The following is a 16,661-nucleotide window of genomic DNA, read 5'->3' on the forward strand; positions in this document are numbered from 1 at the left end:
GTTATGCAAACAGCGGCGCCCAAAAGCAACCTCGCGCTCGTCGTGGCCGGTCTGTTGATCGGCATTCTCGTATCGGCCATGGACAACACGATCGTAGCTACGGCCATGGGTTCGATCGTCGGCGATCTCGGCGGGCTGGACAAATTCGTCTGGGTCACTTCCGCCTACATGGTCGCGGAAATGGCAGGCATGCCGATATTCGGCAAGTTGTCCGACATGTACGGGAGGAAGCGGTTTTTCATTTTCGGGCTGCTCGTTTTTTTGCTCGGCTCGATTTTGTGCGGGACGGCGCAAACGATCGTTCAGCTTAGCGTATACCGGGCGATTCAGGGCATTGGCGGAGGCGCACTCGTGCCGATTGCGTTTGCGATTATGTTCGACGTCATTCCGGCGGAAAAGCGCGGCGCGATGGGCGGGCTGTTCGGGGCGGTGTTCGGGTTGTCCAGCATTTTCGGGCCGCTGCTCGGGGCTTATGTGACCGATTATATTGATTGGCGTTGGGTATTTTACATCAACCTGCCGCTCGGTTTGGTGGCGTTTGTGTTCGTGGCGTTTTTCTACAAAGAATCGATTCGGCATGCCAAGCAGCGGATCGACTGGGGCGGCGCGATTACCCTGGTGGGCTCGATCGTCTGTCTCATGTTTGCGCTCGAGCTGGGCGGACAGAAGTTCGCTTGGGGCTCGGCTCCCATCCTTGGACTTTTCATCGGGTTCGCCGTCTTGTTTCTCGCGTTTTTGTTTATCGAAGGCCGGGCGGCCGAGCCGATCATATCCTACGATATGTTTAAAATCAGGCTGTACGCCTCCAGCTCGCTGATCGGCATTTTTTCCGGAGCGGCCTTTATTGTGGCTACCGTTTACATTCCGATCTATATCCAGGGAGTCCAAGGGGGCAGCGCGACCAACTCCGGACTGCTGCTGCTGCCGATGATGCTCGGAAGCGTAGCGTCCAGTCAGATCGGAGCCATGTTGGCGGTAAAAATCGGCTACCGCAACGTGATGTTCGGCTCGAATATCATCCTCGTGACCGGCATAGCCCTGCTGACGACGGTGACGATGGACAGCTCGCGGCTGGCGGTAACGCTATTCATGATCGTCGTCGGCCTCGGAATCGGCGCCTCGTTCTCCGTGCTGGGCATGGCCGCGATTCACCACTTCGACGAGACGAAACGCGGAGCGGCCAACTCGACGATCGTCTTCCTCCGGTCGCTCGGCATGGCGATTGGCATCACGATATTCGGCATCGTACAGCGCAACGGGTTTTCCGACTCGCTCTCCTCCGCGCTCGGAGCTGCTTCTGGAGCAAATCCTGCAGACTCCGCCGCCTTGCCCCCGGCCGAACTGCTGAAAGACCCGCGAGCGCTGTTAGCCCCGGAAGCGCGGGCCGCTATCCCCGCCGATCTGCTGCACCGGATTACGGAGGCGTTATCGTCCTCGATCGCCCGCACGTTTGTGTGGACGCTTATCCCTGCGGTGCTTGGTCTGATTTGCGTATTCTTGATGTCCCGGGAGCGGGTCGCCATTCCGGGCAAGCCTACGGTGCAAAGCCGTTCGCAGGCTTAGCTATCCCAAGCCCTTATGAAGCCGGACCTTGATGGTCCGGTTTTTTGGCCTGCCAGGGAAAATCTTCGATTTGGCGGCAGATGTCATGCTGCCAGTCGGTATCATGCGTCATCGATGCAAGCAAAGATGCATTTTCCAAACACGCCATCTCCCAGCACAATCGGGCGTTCACCTGCAGGCATTGGTCCAGTTCGGTTTGTTCCTCCGGCGTCATGCTCCGTCTCCGCGACATCGTCCAAAGCTCGGCCATCCGCCGGTGGGCGGGATGTATGGTCATCGTCATACTCGTCCTCCAAAGGGAAAATCTTTTGTTCTACTCGCAGTGTATCCAAATCGGAGACGATTCAAAGCTTGGATGCAAAAAAATCCGCATGCGCGGACGTTGAGGCAAAGTGCGGCCGGGAGCAAAGTCGGCACCAAATTGGCAGCATATGCCGGGCAGGCCGATAGTTGACCAATCGGTCGGCTTGCTCTGCTCTTTATATTCCTCCACCTGTTCGGCTCTATCCAAAAGGTAGTCTACGCGGGCCTGCACGCAGGCGAATAAAAAAACTCCGGCAACAGAGGCTCCCGTCCTCTTGTCCGCCGGAGATTGCATATGTTCCGCTGCCGCGTCGTCTTGCCAAAAATCCCGCTATCTTCTTGCAGAACGGTACCGTTTATTTCTCTGTCCGGATCCGGGACGGGTTACGCCCCACCGCTCGGCACACTCCCGCCCCGCTGCTGCACCACATGGGTCAGCTCATGACCGAGCAGCTCCTGGCCTTGACGGCTTCCCGGATTGTATTGCCCCTGACGGAAAAAAATATCGCTGCCGGTTGTAAACGCCGAAGCGCCAATCGATTCGGCCATCTCATTCGCTTTGTTGTCGGTATGAATGTTCACGTCATCAAAGCCGGTGCCGAACTCGGACTCCATCTTCGTCTGGATTGTGGTATCCATGCGCGCGCCTCCGCCCCGGCTTTGCTCGATCTCCCGCTCCAGCCCGACATCGGCGTCGAACCCCGCTCCGTCGTCCGGACTCGTCCGCTGGATGCTCTCCGGTGAGCGCTTCATCTGAAGCTCCTCCGATTCGTCCAGCATGGATTCGTCCTCCATCCGCTGGATGCCCTCCGGAGCACGCTTCATCTGAAGCTCCTCCGATTCGTCCAGCATGGATTCGTCCTCCATCCGCTGGATGCCCTCCGGAGCGCGCTTCATCTGAAGCTCCTCCGATTCGTCCAGCATGGATTCGTCCTCCATCCGCTGGATGCCTTCCGGAGCACGCTTCATCTGAAGCTCCTCCGATTCGTCCAGCATGGATTCGTCCTCCATCCGCTGGATGCCCTCCGGAGAGCGCTTCATTTGAAGCTCTTCTTCCTCCGCTCCCATCCGCTGCACGGCCGGCCCGCCGGATCCCGACGAGGAAATGTTGTCCGCGACCATTTTGCCGATATGGTCGGCCTCCTGCTCGTACGCATCCCCCGCCGGTCCTACCGTCAACTTCGCCTGCACGCCGGCAGGCAACCCGCTCGCCCTGTCGCTTCCGGCAAGCATCTGGCCGATAGCCTTATTTCCGATCGCCCGCTGCAACTGCACGACGGGGTGATCGCTGCCTGTAGAATCGGACTTGGCCGATCCGGAAGTCGGGGTGCGGGCCGTTTCGCCTTCCGGACGTTTAGGGTATTTCGCATGACGCACAGTCATGGCATACGCCCCTTTCATGGAATACGCCGGGATGAGCCCGGCTCCTTGTCTATCCTGAATATACCACAATTTGGCGAAGGCTGTAGCGAGTTTTTTTGCATGCGCGGTCGCTGCGTTACTTGATTTCTACAGTCATGACGGCAATGTCGTCGGACTGCACCGCCCCTGCGGCGAACAGGTCGACAGCCTCGATAATAAGCCGCGGCAGCTCTTCGCCGGACTGTTCGCGCGTGCCGGCAAGCAACTCGTGCAGCAAAGCCGAACCGAACTGGCGCCGCTCCGCGTCCTCCGCTTCGGTTATGCCGTCCGTGTACAGCACAATCCGGTCGCCCGCCGACAGCGCTTCCTGCTGGTCCGCATATTCGGTATCGTCCATGACGCCAAGCGGCAAGCATTTGCGTCCCAGCAGCGGCACAATTTCTCCCGTACTCCGGTGCAGGAAAGGGGTGCAATGTCCTCCGTCGCAGTAGGTCAGCATGCCCGTCGACACGTCGAGCACGCCGCAAAAAATAGTGGCGAACATGGTGGAGTCGTCCTTGTACAGCTCCCGGTTCACTTCGGTGAGCAATTGGCCGGGCGACATGCCTGCCGACATCCGCCCTTTGACGAGCGTCATAATCATCGCCATGTATAAGGCAGCCGGAATGCCTTTGTCCGATACGTCGCCGAGCGTGAAGAACAGCTCGTTGTCGTCGAGCAGAAAATAATCATAGAAATCGCCGCCGACCTCGCGGGCCGGTCGGAGCAGCGCGCTCACGCCCGCTGGAAACGACTCCTCGCGCAGCTCCCCGCGCGCTTCCTCCTTGACGGCGGTCGCAGTCGCGGCCCCGTCCGCTTCTCCGTCGGACTCCTCCGGCTCTTGCCATATCAAGGGTGCCGTACGGCCCCTTGACAGCCGGACCGGCAAGAAACCCATCTGAATGCGCTGAGCGATTTGCAGCTCGCTTTCCATCCGCTCTTTGACGGCAACCGTCGATTTCAACGCGTCAATCGATTTTTCCAGCGCATCGTAGAGCATCGCGTTCTCGAGCGAAACCGCCGTCGGGGCGGCGATCGATTCCAGCAGCAGCATGTCCCGCTCTGTAAAATGCCGGCCGTTGCGTTTGTTCAGCACCTGCAGGACACCGATCACCGAGCCTTTGCTGAAAATCGGCACGCATAGCAGATTGCGGGTCGGATACTCGACCCGGCTCGACACTTTCGACGACCAGCGCGGATCGCCGGCCGCATCGTCGATTTTCAGGCTTTTCCCGTTCTCGGCGACCCAGCCTGCGATCCCTTCTCCCATCTTCAACCTGATACGGCGCACTTCCTCCCCCTTCAGACCGGTGGCCAGCTCGAAAAACAAGTCCCCCGTCTCCGGATCGACGAGAATAACCGAGGACGCCTCTGCCTGGAGGGCACGGGCGCTCGTATCCATAATGCGCTGCAGTAGGTCCTGCTTGCGGATCGTGGAATTCATCTCTAGGCTTACTTCAAACAACTGCATTGTCCGCGACAACTCCGCCTCCAGAGCGCGGCGTCTCCATTCGCTCCATGCCCAGCCCGCCAGCGGCAGGACGGCCAGCAGCGCGTAAGGGAGCGCGTTCATAGCTTTCATCTCCCCGTATCGTTTGCCTTCTTATGCTTTCCGCGGTCACCGCAGGCAGCTATCCGACATCTATGTCGGCCTACGAAATCAGCCGGTCCCGACGGGATTTATTCGGCTGCGATGTCCAATGCCTCCTGCTCGGTAGCGCAAATCGTAAAAATCGTGCTGAAGCCGGACATGTCGAATACTTCCTTCACATGCTCGTTCATATGGGCGAGCGCAAGCTTGCCGCGCATCGTCTTCACTTTTTTCGCGGCCAGCAGCAGGCTGCGGAGCCCTGCGCTGCTGACGTATTCGAGTCCGCCCAGATTGAATACGTACCGGCTTGCGCCTTGCTCGGCCAGCTGCAAGAAGCGGCTTTCCAGACCGCTCGACGTATTCCCGTCCAATCTTCCGTTCAGCGTAAGCACCGCAACGCCGTTCCATTCCTTATGCTCGATATTCATCCCCATACTCCTCCTCCGCATGCCGGCGGTTCATCGTCAGCCGCAGCACATTGCGTTCGTCCTGTCGTTCGTACGAAGCGGCCGTCGTCAATTTGAGGACAAAATGAATGCCCAATCCCCCTATGCCACGCTCCTCTACCTCCGCAAGCAAATCCGGCTGAGGATGAAGCAGAGGGTTAAAGGCGATCCCGTTGTCGGCAATGACCAGTTCCACCCCGTCCGGGGCGGGAAGCACGTCGACTTCGATCCGGGGCTCGGCGGCGGCCCCGTCGCCGTAGCCGTAAGACACGATATTCGTAACCAGCTCATCGCAAACGAGGTTAAGCCGGTACAGCATCCGCTCATCCAGACCGTTCGCCTCGCCCGCTTCCGTCAAAAACTGGCGCAGCCGCTCCAGCTCCCGACCGCCGCCCACCAGCACCAATTTGTGTGTCAACATTGCCGCCGCCCTTCCCCATGTTGTCATCCTTTACCCCATCTTCATCAGCATGTTTTCCAGCAGACGGACCCTCGCACTCGTCGCGTTCAGAAGTCCGATGCCGATTTCCGGATACAGGCGGATAAGGCGAGACAGCTGGTCGCCTTGAAGCGCGAGCAGATGAGCCTCGTCGAAAATCACCTGGGCGGTTACCGAGGACGCAGCCCCGTCGAGCGCCGATGTTTCGCCGAACGATTGCTTCGGCCCGAGCACGCCGATCGTGCCGCCTCCGCCTGCTTCCGTTTCATTGCTCAGCTCCACATTGCCGGCGATCAGAATGTATAAGCTCGACGAAGATTGCCCGCGGCGCAGCAGCACCGTATCCTCGGCGTGCACCTCCTCCTGCGAGATGCTTGCCAGATGGCCCAGCTCATCGACCGACAAGTCGGAGAACAACGATACCTGCTTCAGAAAAATCACTTTGTCCAGCATGGACAGCATTTGACGTTCTTCCTTCATCTCCGCTTCCTCCCCGAGCGCATGCACAGCGATCCGGCTCAGCCACTCATCCGGCCATGTTTGCGCATCTTCCACGATCGCCTTCGGATGGCCGGACCCGCCGACTCCCGGTCCCGACGATTTGAACAGCTCCAGCAGCGCGGCGGACAGCCGGCGATCGCCGATTCCTTCAGCCAGAACCTCCATGCCGTTCTCGCGCACTTCCTCATTGTCGTCGCGCACCGTCTCTCGCAAAGACTGGACGACCCGTTCGTCGGCAAGCTGCATCAATACCGACCAGATTCCGTCGATCAGCGACTGGTGTATCTCCATGCAGCGCTGCTCGGCCAGCTCGGCCAGCTCTTCCTTGCCAAGCCGGCGCAGCGCTCCCGGCAAAGCCCCTTCCCGGCTCGAGACGCCGATGCGCTGCATGCACAGCTCCACCAGCTCCGAGCGGATCGCCGCTTCGTCCCATATACGGGCAAGAGCGGATACAGCCATGTGCCAAATGAACGGGTTGCCGCTTAGCGCATGATCTTTGAGCACCGGCACGCATACGTCGCCGATATCCACAAGCGCCTCCAGAATAGCCCGGCGAAGCTCCTTGTCGGCAGCAGGCACCATCCCCAGCATAACGGGAGCCGACTCCTCGTACCGCAGCTTGCCGAGCCCGTGGGCGGCAGCCACCTTGACGGCCGGCTTCGTGTCCTCAAGCAGCGTCATCAGCCATGGAGCGTAGGAAACGAGCCGCAGATCGGCCACCGTGCGGCAGCCGAGCATCGCCCATTCCCCGCCCTTGTCGAGCATCGTCACAAGCGCTTCCTCGCAGGCCGCGTAGCTTTCCTCACTCTCCAGCGCATACAGCGCCTTAATGCCCTCGTAGACGACCTGCGGACGGGAGTCGAGCAGCTTGACGCGCAGAAAGAAGTGGACCTGGCTTTTCATATGCTTGGCTTTGGCCAGCTGCTTGACGCATTCGGCCCGCACCTCCTCGTGCTCATCCTCCAGAAAGGCCGCTACCTGCACAAGCTCCTGCACGGTGGCCGTCTGCAAGTTCATCGCCCGCAGGGCGGCTACCCGGATACGGGCGCTCCGGTCCCCGATGAGACCGACCAGATGCGGGAAGAACGAAGTGTCCTTCACCTTGCCGATCAGTTCCAGCGCAAGCTCGCGGACGTAATCGTTCGGATGCTTCAAATAGACGAGGACGGCGGACAGCGCCTTCGAGCTGCGCATCGCCCCGAGGAACGACACCGCGTTGTCCGACAAGTCCGCGAACAGCGACTGCACGCTGCCCACCAGCTCTTTAATGTACAGATGCCGACCGTACCAGGCAACGACGATTAGCGCGGCGGACAGCGCGATGCCGATCCAGGCCAGAGGCGCCAAGCCGATCCACCGCATCGAATGGGTCAGCGACAGGAACGAGCCGAGCAGAATCCCGCCGGATGCCGCAATACCTTGGGCGAAATAGCGGAAGCCGTCCCTTTCCGAAATCGGCATCATCTTGAAAAACAGCTGATAGCATGGTTCGGCGATATAGTAAAGCAAAATGTACAACACCGCGTACGAGCCTGACACCACCCCAAGTCCAAGCGGCCCGTTCATCAGGAGCGATACGCAGGCGAAGCCCGCGAGAAACACGACCGAGATAGCGAGCAGCATATTGCTTGCGCCGATCCGGTTCATCAGCTTGCCCGAGACGGTTTGCAGCACCAGGCAGAACGTGAACTGCAGCGCCGTGATGAGGCCGTAATACGCCGTCAGCTCCCCTTCGGTGGAAAAACGAGCCTCCGCGGCATTGAAATACTGATATTCCATCATGAAATAAAGCGTAGGCATCAGCGTCATCAGGCCGATAGCCGTCAGCATGAACGGACTGCGCAGCGTTTTCAGCAAATAATACGAGCCCGGCCGGTCCGTGCCGCTCCCGCCCGGAGCTTCCTGCACCCGGGAAGCGTCCTTGATCATGAGCGGAGTCAAGTACGTCGACAACGATTTGCGGAAAAACCGGTAGCCGATGAGCAGCATGATCGGAGCCAGCGCGTACACCGCCTCCGTCCCGAGCCAATGGCCGATGAAATAGGCGACAATCCCTGCCGTGATGCCCCCCGTCGTCGTAGAGCCGACGAAGATCGGCATGAGCCGCTTCGCCTGCTGGGTCGGACAAAGGTCGAAGGCCGTGCTCCACAGCAGCAGTGTCAGCTGCCGGACGACGAAGTTGGAGGACAGGAACAAGAACGGGTAATAGAAAGACGCGCTGATCCCCCCGGCCCAAAAAACGAGCAGCACGACCGCGTTCAAAGCCAGAATGCCCAGCATGATCAAGTAGAGCATCCGCATAAAACGGTCCTTGGCGTTCCTGCCGGCCATTTTGGACAGCAGCCAGCCCTCTATGGGCATAATGGCCGCCTCGACCATATAGACGTAAGGCAGAAACTGGACGCCGAACCGCTGGTTGAACAGCGCCATAAAAGCGGTGTAGTTCAACGATTCGGCGATGCCTCCGCAATAAAAAATCGGCAGCATGGTCCACAGCTTGCGCGCTTCCTCCCCGCGCAGTCCAAACCACCGGGTCAACACAGCTTGCATACCATCAAGTCCTATCCGTTTGGTCTGCGCCCGGAGAATGCGGGGACGCATTCGTCCCTTCCCGCCGGGCGGGCTCCCCAAGCTTTTTGTAATACGCAAGCCGGTCTTCGCCTTCATAGTAAAAATTCGGATACCGGCCGATCTGCTCGAAGCCCCTCCGTTCAAACATCGTGCGGATCGGCAAATACTCAGGCAAATCGCATGTGTAAGTCAGCAAATATCTGCCGCCGATGGAGACGATGTAGCTTTCCAGCGCCCGGAACAGCTGTCCGGCCACGCCGCTTTGCCGGTATTGCCGGTGGACGACCATATAGTCCCACAAATAGCCGTCGGTGCGATGCTCGTTCTCCTTGCAGCTCGTTACGCCGACGATTTCCCCGGACTCGTCTTCCACATACCAATACAGATGATGCCTCTGCCGGAGACTGTCCGACGGGGCGTTGCGAAAATGCTCGATCTCTCCCGGCGTATGCCGTTGATCGTCAAACGACCACTCCGAGAGAAAAAAGGCGCTGATCCGCCTTGCCTCTTCCTCCGTTGCCATCAGCTTGACCCGGAAATCGCTCTTCGACCCGGTTCCTGTTGTTGAAATGGCGCTCATGTCCGGCCCCCCTCAAAGTTACAGCGCGCGGCGTCGATAACGCATCATCACGATACCGACAACGTTCCGTTCCAATCTTCGGTCGTTCCGTTGCGGAAATATTCGTCGCATAAGTAAAAATACATTTGTGCCGCTTTGTCCTGACGATTCTGCTTGATGACCATCAGGAACGCTTCGCGGGCATCGTAGAAGCGGCCGTACTGATAATACGTAACGGCTTCCTCAAAGCGAGCCTTCGTCTTATCCTTCTGCACGCGTATCGTATCCGGATCTCCCTGGTATACATCATACAGGTGAAGCGGCTCTTTCATGCCGCCCGCCTGAATCAGTCCAAGATTGCGGTACTGGAAGGCGGTCGCGTCGCCGAGCGAGCGAACGACGCTGTCCGTGATCAGAATCGAAGCGCCTAGCGGCTCCGTCAATCTCTCCAAGATGGTGGAAATGTTCACATTGTCGGAGATGACGTTGCTCTCCAGACGCTGCTCTTCCCCGATAATGCCCAGCCGGAGCGGACCTTTATGCAAGCCGACGCCGATATCGACGGGACGATAACCGGTACTGGCCCGATGGGTATTGTACAGTTCCATCTCCCTGCGCATCTCTACGGAAGCCCGCAGCGCATCGTCGGCCGAGCCGGGGAAAAGCGCCATGAAGCCTGCGCCCAAATACTTATTCACCAAGCCGTTGTGATTGCGCACATACGGACCGAATCGCTTGAGAAACGAATTGACGAAATTGAAATTTTCCTCCGGCGTCAGCCGCTTGGACATCAGGTAGAAGCCGCGGATGTTGCAGATCATCGTGCTCATGTTCTGCTCCACCTGGTCCCCCAGCTCGACGTCCAGAATCGAGTCCTTGTTCAAGAAGCGAAGAAACTGCTGCGGAACGAACCGGTAATACGCGTGGCTGAACGCCTCCACCTTCGTGATGTAGTCGCGAATGCGCGCCGCCATCGTATTGACGCTCTCGCCCAGATCGGAAATCTCGTCCCTCGTGCGGATGTTGACTTCCGTGTCCCAGTTGCCTTTGGCAATATCGCCGACCTTGCTCCGCAGCTTGCGCAGCGAGGACAGCTGAATAAAGGTCATTAGCAGCAGCACGATCAGCAGTCCGCCGGAGATGAAGGCAATATTGACTACGATCGACTGGAGCACCCCTCTGCGGTGGACGAGCAGCGATTCCATATTTTTGCTCGTTTCGAACACGCCGATAATGTTCCCCGCCGTATTGCGGATCGGGGCGATCGCGTAATTCCAGCTTCCCGTATCGTCGATCCAGCCCCCGGTCACGACTTTGCCTTCGCGGATGACCTGCGTATTCTCCTCGGTGAGCGGGAACGGATTAAACATATGCATCGCGTCGTCGTCCTCGAGAATGCGGAAGATCGCGCCGTTCTCCACCTTGTAAACCGCCTTGTAAAAGCCGCGGTTGTCGTTATTGACGGTCGCTTCGCTGCTGTCGAACACGGCGTTGATCTTCTTGCGGAATTCGTTGAACGTCTCGCCGCGGTATTCGATGGGCGAGGTCAGCGCCTCCAGTTTATCGCCGTCGATCAGATTTTGTCCGTTCGCCGCAAGCAGCGACAGTTCGCGGAACGTCTCCTGCTCCATTTTGGCGACGAAATTGTTGTAGACGACCATCGACAGCGTAATCATCGCAATCGCAACAGCCGGCACGAACACGATAATTTGCTTGAACACGAGCGATGTTCGCCGCCCCAGCACGTTGATGTAGAGCAGCTTCGCCGCATAAACGAGCAGCAGCAACCCTATCGCCGCCGTCCCCCACACCAGCCAGCGGTGAGCGAGATAGCCGCCCGAATACCGCATCTTGTCCATCGTCGGGGCGAACTTGCCGTCCGGGTAATAGCGGTTCAACTGCGCATCGTCTACGATAATGACGTCGCCGTCGGGTCCGAGGCTGATCGACGTTTTCTCGTACGAGAGTCGAACCCCTTTCTCCTCCGCCTTGGCCGTATTGACCAGCTCTTCGATGATATAAGGCTGCTTGGGATCAAGCCGGCTGATCGCTTTGGACAAATAGTCGATAAACACCGTCCGTCCTTGCGCATCCAGCTTCAAGCTTTCCGGAAAATTGCGCAGCGTCCGGTCCAGGCCGGGAAGCGGGTAAACCTTCGCCGACACGGCGTCCGCGCCGACCTTGTAAATTTCGCCGCTGCGGGCCGAGTAATAAATGTTCTCGGGAGCGGTTCCGGCAATATCGGACAAATATTTGTTGGCCGGCATATCGAAGGAGAACACCCGCTGAGGCTTCTCCTCCTGCGCTCCCAGCTTGTACTGGGTAACTCTCGTCACCTCGTCGTTATAGAAATACAGGTCGCCTTGGCGGATTTGCGGGCTTTTCAAGCTGCCGATCCGATACCGCTTGTTTTTGAATTCCTCGTAATCCTGGTTGAAAATAACCCAGTCGAACGTCCCGTTGGCACCGAACCGGACGATCTGCTCCGACTTGACCGTCAGCCCGTACGGATCGAGCAGCGTACGCACCGTGTACAACCGGTCCTGGTCGTCGACAGCCATATCGTTGAAGCGGAACTGCTCGCCGTTTTTGCCGGTATCGCTATGCAGCGAGAACAGCAGCACTCCGTTCTTGTCCATTTTGTGGATCGTTTTCTTGGAATTGTCGATCACGTACAGATTGTCGTTCCGATCGGCAATCGCTTTGGACAGGCTGACGAACGGAAGCTCCCGGTCCAGCGGATTTTGCGCGAGCAGCCGTCTTTCCTGAAACGCGTACGTTCCGGCTACGGCGGCGAGCAGCAGGACGAGCAGCAAAGCCGCGACAGACTTCTTCATAGGATGGAATCCCCTCGTTTGACTGAAAATAGGGCGGCCGGCGGGCATACTCCCCGGCGACCCGGCCACGCCATCGGCTCCCGTGACATGGCTTCTGGTGCTTGTCAGAATCAAGTATCAAGTACAATACCGACCACGCCGAAAATCGGCAGTTCTGAGCAGCTCTGCTCAGAGTGGAAATCAGCCCTCTCCGGCCCCACCCAGAATTAATGCTCCTTCAAACACTATCCCTCGCCGGAGCGGCCTCTTGCGCGGAAATAATGCTCTTTCGAGCACTATCGCGGGCCCCGACGCAGGAAAATGGCCGTTCTGAGCAGCTCCGTCCGGAGTTAATGTTCTTTTGGACACTATTCCTCCCCAGAGCGGCCTCTGGCGCGGAAATAATGCTCTTTCGAGCACTATCGCGTGCCACGGCGCAGGAAAACGGCCGTTCTGAGCAGCTCTACCCAGAGTTAATGCTCTTTCGGACACTATCCCTCGCCGGAACGCCCGCTAGCTCGGGAATAATGCTCTTTCGAGCACTATCCCGTGCCCAGTCGCAGGAAAAGGGCCGTTCTGAGCAACTCTGCCCGGAGTTAATGCTCTTTCGGACACTATTCCTCCCCGGAGCGGCCTCTGGAGCGGAAATAATGCTCTTTCGAGCACTATCGCGGGCCCCGACGCAGGAAAAGGGCCGTTCTGAGCAGCTCTACCCAGAGTTATGCTCTTTCGGACACTATCCCTCGCCGGAACGCCCGCTAGCTCGGGAATAATGCTCTTTCGAGCACTATCGCGTGCCACGGCGCAGGAAAACGGCCGTTCTGAGCAACTCTGCTCGGAGTTAATGCTCTTTCGGACACTATTCCTCCCCGGAACGCCCGCAAACGCCGGAATAATGCTCTTTCGAGCACTATCGCGTGCCCAGTCGCAGGAAAAGGGCCGTTCTGAGCAGCTCTACCCAGAGTTAATGCTCTTTCGGACACTATTCCTCCCCGGATCGGCCTCTGGCGCGGAAATAATGCTCTTTCGAGCACTATCGCGGGCCGTCAGGCGTTTCAAGTATTATCGCGAGCTGCGGACCGGATGAACACTTACTAGTTAGTACAGCTCAATCGTACCGGTCTTGTCGTTCCACACGACCTGAAGACCGATCGCTTCCGCCAAAAAACGCAGCGGAACGTATGTAAATCCCGCCAGCAACTGCGGCGGCGTATCCAAGGCGACCGGCGCTCCGTCGACATAGGCGAGCACGCTGCCGATCGTACATTCGGCGGTGCCGTACCCGGTGCTGACCGTTGCGGTCATCGTCGCCCCGTCCCAGTCCACGGCGGCCCCGAACGATTCGGATACGGCCCGCAGCGGTATAAACGCCTGACCGTCAAGCAGCATCGGCGGCGCGGCCAGCTTGACCGACACCGTCGGGGACAGCAGATGCGGCGGCGGGAGCGCTTCGCTCCCTTCTCCTGCTTCTGCCTTAAGCTGCTCGGCCAACTGCCCGAGCGCCTGCAGCTCCGCCTCCGAGTACGCCTCCTTCTGCTTCGCGACAGCCTGCCGGAGCAGCTCCGTTCGCTGCCGCTCCAGCAGGTCGGCGATCTGCGCCTGCGCTTCGGCGGCTGCCGTTCCAGGCGGCGCGGTTCCGGCCGCGACCTCGTTCAACAGCGTTTCGACCGACTCCAGCTCGGCGAAAAGCTGCTCGATGGCGAGCTGTCCCGCGGCAGCGTTCATGGAGTGGAGCGTGCCGGAGAGCGACTCGGCTTTTGGCGCGTCGCCGGACTGTACGGCTTTGCCCAGCTCCGTCTTCACCGCGGCCGCCGCTTGGGCCAGAACGGCCAGCCCTTCGGTGGTGCCGTTTCCGGCATCGACGGCCTTTCCGTTCGCTTCCAGCCATGCCTCCACGGCTTGGAGAGCGGCCGCGCCGTTACCGGCGGCTATCGCTGCTTGCAGCTCCGCATGCCGCTTATCGGCCAAGCGCTGCAGCTCGTCCGCGTCGGCCGCCCCCGGTCCGCTCCCGGCCGACGTTCCCGGGCCCGGATCGGCTCCCGAACCGGTGCCAGACGATTCCCCAGCTCCCGGACCGCTACCAGATGGAGTGCCGGGTCCTGAGCCGCCCCCGCCGTCTTTTCCGCCTCCGTTCCCGCCTTTTGTTCCGCCTCCGTTCCCGGCGTTTTCCTCCGCCAGCTTGGCCAGAAGCGCCTCCGGATTGTTGATCAGCGTCATATTCTTTAAAGCCGCTCCGGCGTCTCCGTCCTTCACAGCTTTCAGCATGGCGATGCGCGCCTTGGCGTCTTCGATCTGCGTCGCCAAACCGGCGAGCAGACCGGCTTTGCCGTTGTCCGCCGCTTCCTTCTTATCGGCTTCCAACTGCTCCACCTGCTTCCCGAGCGCGGCGAGCTGCTGCTCCAGCTCCGCAGCGGTAAGCAGCGACCGGAGCCCCTCTTCGCCGGACACTTCCATCGTAACGCGGACTTTGGCCCGCTGTTCCGCCGTAAGCGCAGCGCCGCCAGTCGGGTCGCTCAAGGCCGACGCGTCCGTTAGCCGCTCCGTATCGAACCACACTTTTCCGTCCGCGGAGTACAAAATGCCTTGTCCGGATTCCTTCACGCTGGCTGCCGCGGCATTGTACAGCTGCGGGGTCAGCGCGTTCAGAGCAATCTGCACCGTGCCGATCAGGACCGCCGCGCTTTCGGGCTTCCCAGAAGTCGCAGCAGGCGCGCCCGCAGTAACTGGCTTCAAGGTAAAGGTGCCGAGCGAAGCGCTGCCCTCGAGCTGCGCCTCGCCGATCGTGTCGTCGCCGCGGTAGAGCACCAGCTTCAACCGTTCCGGCTGGGCGACATACAAACTGAGAAGACGAAGCGGCTTGCCGGCCTTCGTTCTGCCTCCGATGATCGCTCCATTCGCATCGAAAAGGGCGTACTCGGTCGCCTGCAGTCTTTTGTCCGGAGAAGGCTCGAACTCCGACAGCAGCTCGCCGACAGCGGGCCGCACCGTCCATTTGCCGGACGACCGCTTGTCGGGGAGTGGCGCCACGGGACTCAAGCCGTCGTCGATCTGCTCATACGGCAGCACTCCTTGCCGGTACGTCCCCTCTACCGCTCCGCCCGTGTCCGTATTGAGCTTTCCGATAGCGCCCCTATAGGCGATTTGCGCGGACAGGACAAGCGCGTCGCTGGCTGCAAAAGCTTCCTTCGCTCCGTCAAGCTCCTCCTCGGGGGATAGGCCTAGCTTGCGCTTGCTTTCCGCCTTGCCGAGCGCATCGGCCGCCGCATCCCGGTTCCGCAGCGCTTGGGCGTAGGCTTCCTCCGCTCCTTTCGCGTCCAAATACGTCTGACGCACCGCTGCGATGACCCCGGCCCGGCTTTCCTTTTCCTTCTGCGCGGCCTTGCCCTGCTCCATCGCCGCAAGCGGCAGTCCGTTGCGCAGATCGTCCAAATATCGGAGACCGTCGAATTCGCCCTGGAACAGCTTCTTCGGAATCGGGAGCAAAATCCAGTAATACCCTTCCCAATCTTGCCGGACTTGCTCCAGCAAGCCTTCGTATTGGGCCGCGAACAGGTCCATATCGATGTCCGGGCCGCCGAACATCCGGTCCAGCGCCTTCATGCGCCCGGCGCCAAACTTCGAACTGTACAAATTTCGCGTGACGTTCAGGTTCTCGTCCGCGAGACGGCGGGACTGCACGTCCTGAATGAGCGCCGTATTCGTCTCCAACGCCTTGGCTATGTATCCAGGCAGCGTCCGTTCCGATAAGTCGGCGTACACCGGTTCGAACGTCATGGCAAAAGGCCGCTCCAGGGATACGCCGACCTTGGCTCCAAGCGCCAACCGGGTTCCCTTCACGCTCAGCTGAGCCTGCTTGTAGGCCGAAGCGGCTTGCTCCAAGCCCTGCTCCGCCGCTTCCCGGTCCGTTTGCTTCGCCAGCCCGTATTTCAGCTTCTGCCGCACGGCATCGAGACGCTTCTGCGCTTCGTCCCACCCAGCGCGGGCCTTTTCCTCAGCCTGCGCCGCCTGGTAGACTTGCAAATACGCTTTTTCCGTCTCGTTGCCCGCTTCGACCGTCTTCTGCCGCAATTGCTCGCGGGCGACCGTCAGCTGCATTTGGGCTTGCGGCACCTTCATCCGGGTTTGCAGCTGCTGGCTTAAATTGCGTGGCTTGGCGAACAAGCCGGCCGCCTTTTCCTCTTCGCTTTTTTGCGCGTAATGGGCTTGCTCCAGCTCGACCTGCTTCTGCCGGACCGTTGTACGCGCCTCCCGGAGACCCGGATCCCGTCCGAGCGACAGCTCGACCGCTTCGCGCATGGACAGCGATTGCAGATCCGCCGCATTGGCCGGACGGACCGCCTCAAGCGGGCCCAGCACCGTCAGCAGCACGGCCAAGCCTAGCTTCAGACCGCTTGACTCAGCTCTCAAAATGGCCCCTCCCCCGTGTGCCCAAATCTGAGATATGTAATTTGTCTCATAGAACACATTTGCG

At 59.6% G+C, this 16,661-nt stretch carries 10 protein-coding genes; 1 reads left to right on the forward strand and 9 read right to left on the reverse strand.

Translation table 11 applies throughout. From position 1 onward, the window contains the following. Positions 1-3: 3 nt before the first annotated feature. Complete coding sequence (locus ABD796_RS14645; protein ID WP_344908843.1) at positions 4-1,563, forward strand: MDR family MFS transporter; 1,560 nt, start codon at positions 4-6, stop codon at positions 1,561-1,563. 13 nt (positions 1,564-1,576) lie between these two features. On the opposite strand, the gene ABD796_RS14650 is transcribed toward ABD796_RS14645, so the two are convergent. From ABD796_RS14650 to ABD796_RS14690, 9 genes are all read right to left on the reverse strand, one after another. Continuing rightward, entirely contained in the window at positions 1,577-1,846 is a 270-nt protein-coding gene (locus tag ABD796_RS14650) for a DUF7667 family protein (RefSeq protein ID WP_344908844.1), read from the reverse strand. Positions 1,847-2,250: 404 nt separating this feature from the next. Further along, entirely contained in the window at positions 2,251-3,249 is a 999-nt protein-coding gene (locus ABD796_RS14655; protein WP_344908845.1) for an eCIS core domain-containing protein, read from the reverse strand. A gap of 115 nt (positions 3,250-3,364) precedes the next feature. Next, positions 3,365-4,840, reverse strand: a complete 1,476-nt coding sequence (locus ABD796_RS14660) for a PP2C family protein-serine/threonine phosphatase (RefSeq protein WP_344908846.1) — start codon at positions 4,838-4,840, stop codon at positions 3,365-3,367. Between the two features lie 107 nt (positions 4,841-4,947). Further along, positions 4,948-5,286 carry an STAS domain-containing protein gene (locus ABD796_RS14665; RefSeq protein ID WP_344908847.1) on the reverse strand — a complete coding sequence of 113 codons (339 nt, stop codon included), beginning with the start codon at positions 5,284-5,286 and terminating at the stop codon, positions 4,948-4,950. After that, entirely contained in the window at positions 5,270-5,725 is a 456-nt protein-coding gene (locus ABD796_RS14670) for an ATP-binding protein (RefSeq protein WP_344908848.1), read from the reverse strand. Before ABD796_RS14670 ends, ABD796_RS14665 begins: the two co-directional genes overlap by 17 nt. A 30-nt stretch (positions 5,726-5,755) precedes the next feature. Next, positions 5,756-8,794: a HEAT repeat domain-containing protein gene (locus ABD796_RS14675; protein WP_344908849.1), complete on the reverse strand. Its 3,039-nt coding sequence runs from the start codon at positions 8,792-8,794 to the stop codon at positions 5,756-5,758. Positions 8,795-8,798: 4 nt separating this feature from the next. Then, complete coding sequence (locus ABD796_RS14680; RefSeq protein ID WP_344908850.1) at positions 8,799-9,395, reverse strand: GNAT family N-acetyltransferase; 597 nt, start codon at positions 9,393-9,395, stop codon at positions 8,799-8,801. A gap of 47 nt (positions 9,396-9,442) precedes the next feature. Continuing rightward, positions 9,443-12,211, reverse strand: a complete 2,769-nt coding sequence (locus ABD796_RS14685; RefSeq protein ID WP_344908851.1) for an adenylate/guanylate cyclase domain-containing protein — start codon at positions 12,209-12,211, stop codon at positions 9,443-9,445. Between the two features lie 1,077 nt (positions 12,212-13,288). Further along, positions 13,289-16,597 carry a stalk domain-containing protein gene (locus ABD796_RS14690; protein WP_344908852.1) on the reverse strand — a complete coding sequence of 1,103 codons (3,309 nt, stop codon included), beginning with the start codon at positions 16,595-16,597 and terminating at the stop codon, positions 13,289-13,291. Positions 16,598-16,661 lie beyond the last annotated feature (64 nt).

Source organism: Paenibacillus hodogayensis, from assembly GCF_039536325.1.
Classification (GTDB): Bacteria; Bacillota; Bacilli; order Paenibacillales; family NBRC-103111; genus Paenibacillus_AB; species Paenibacillus_AB hodogayensis.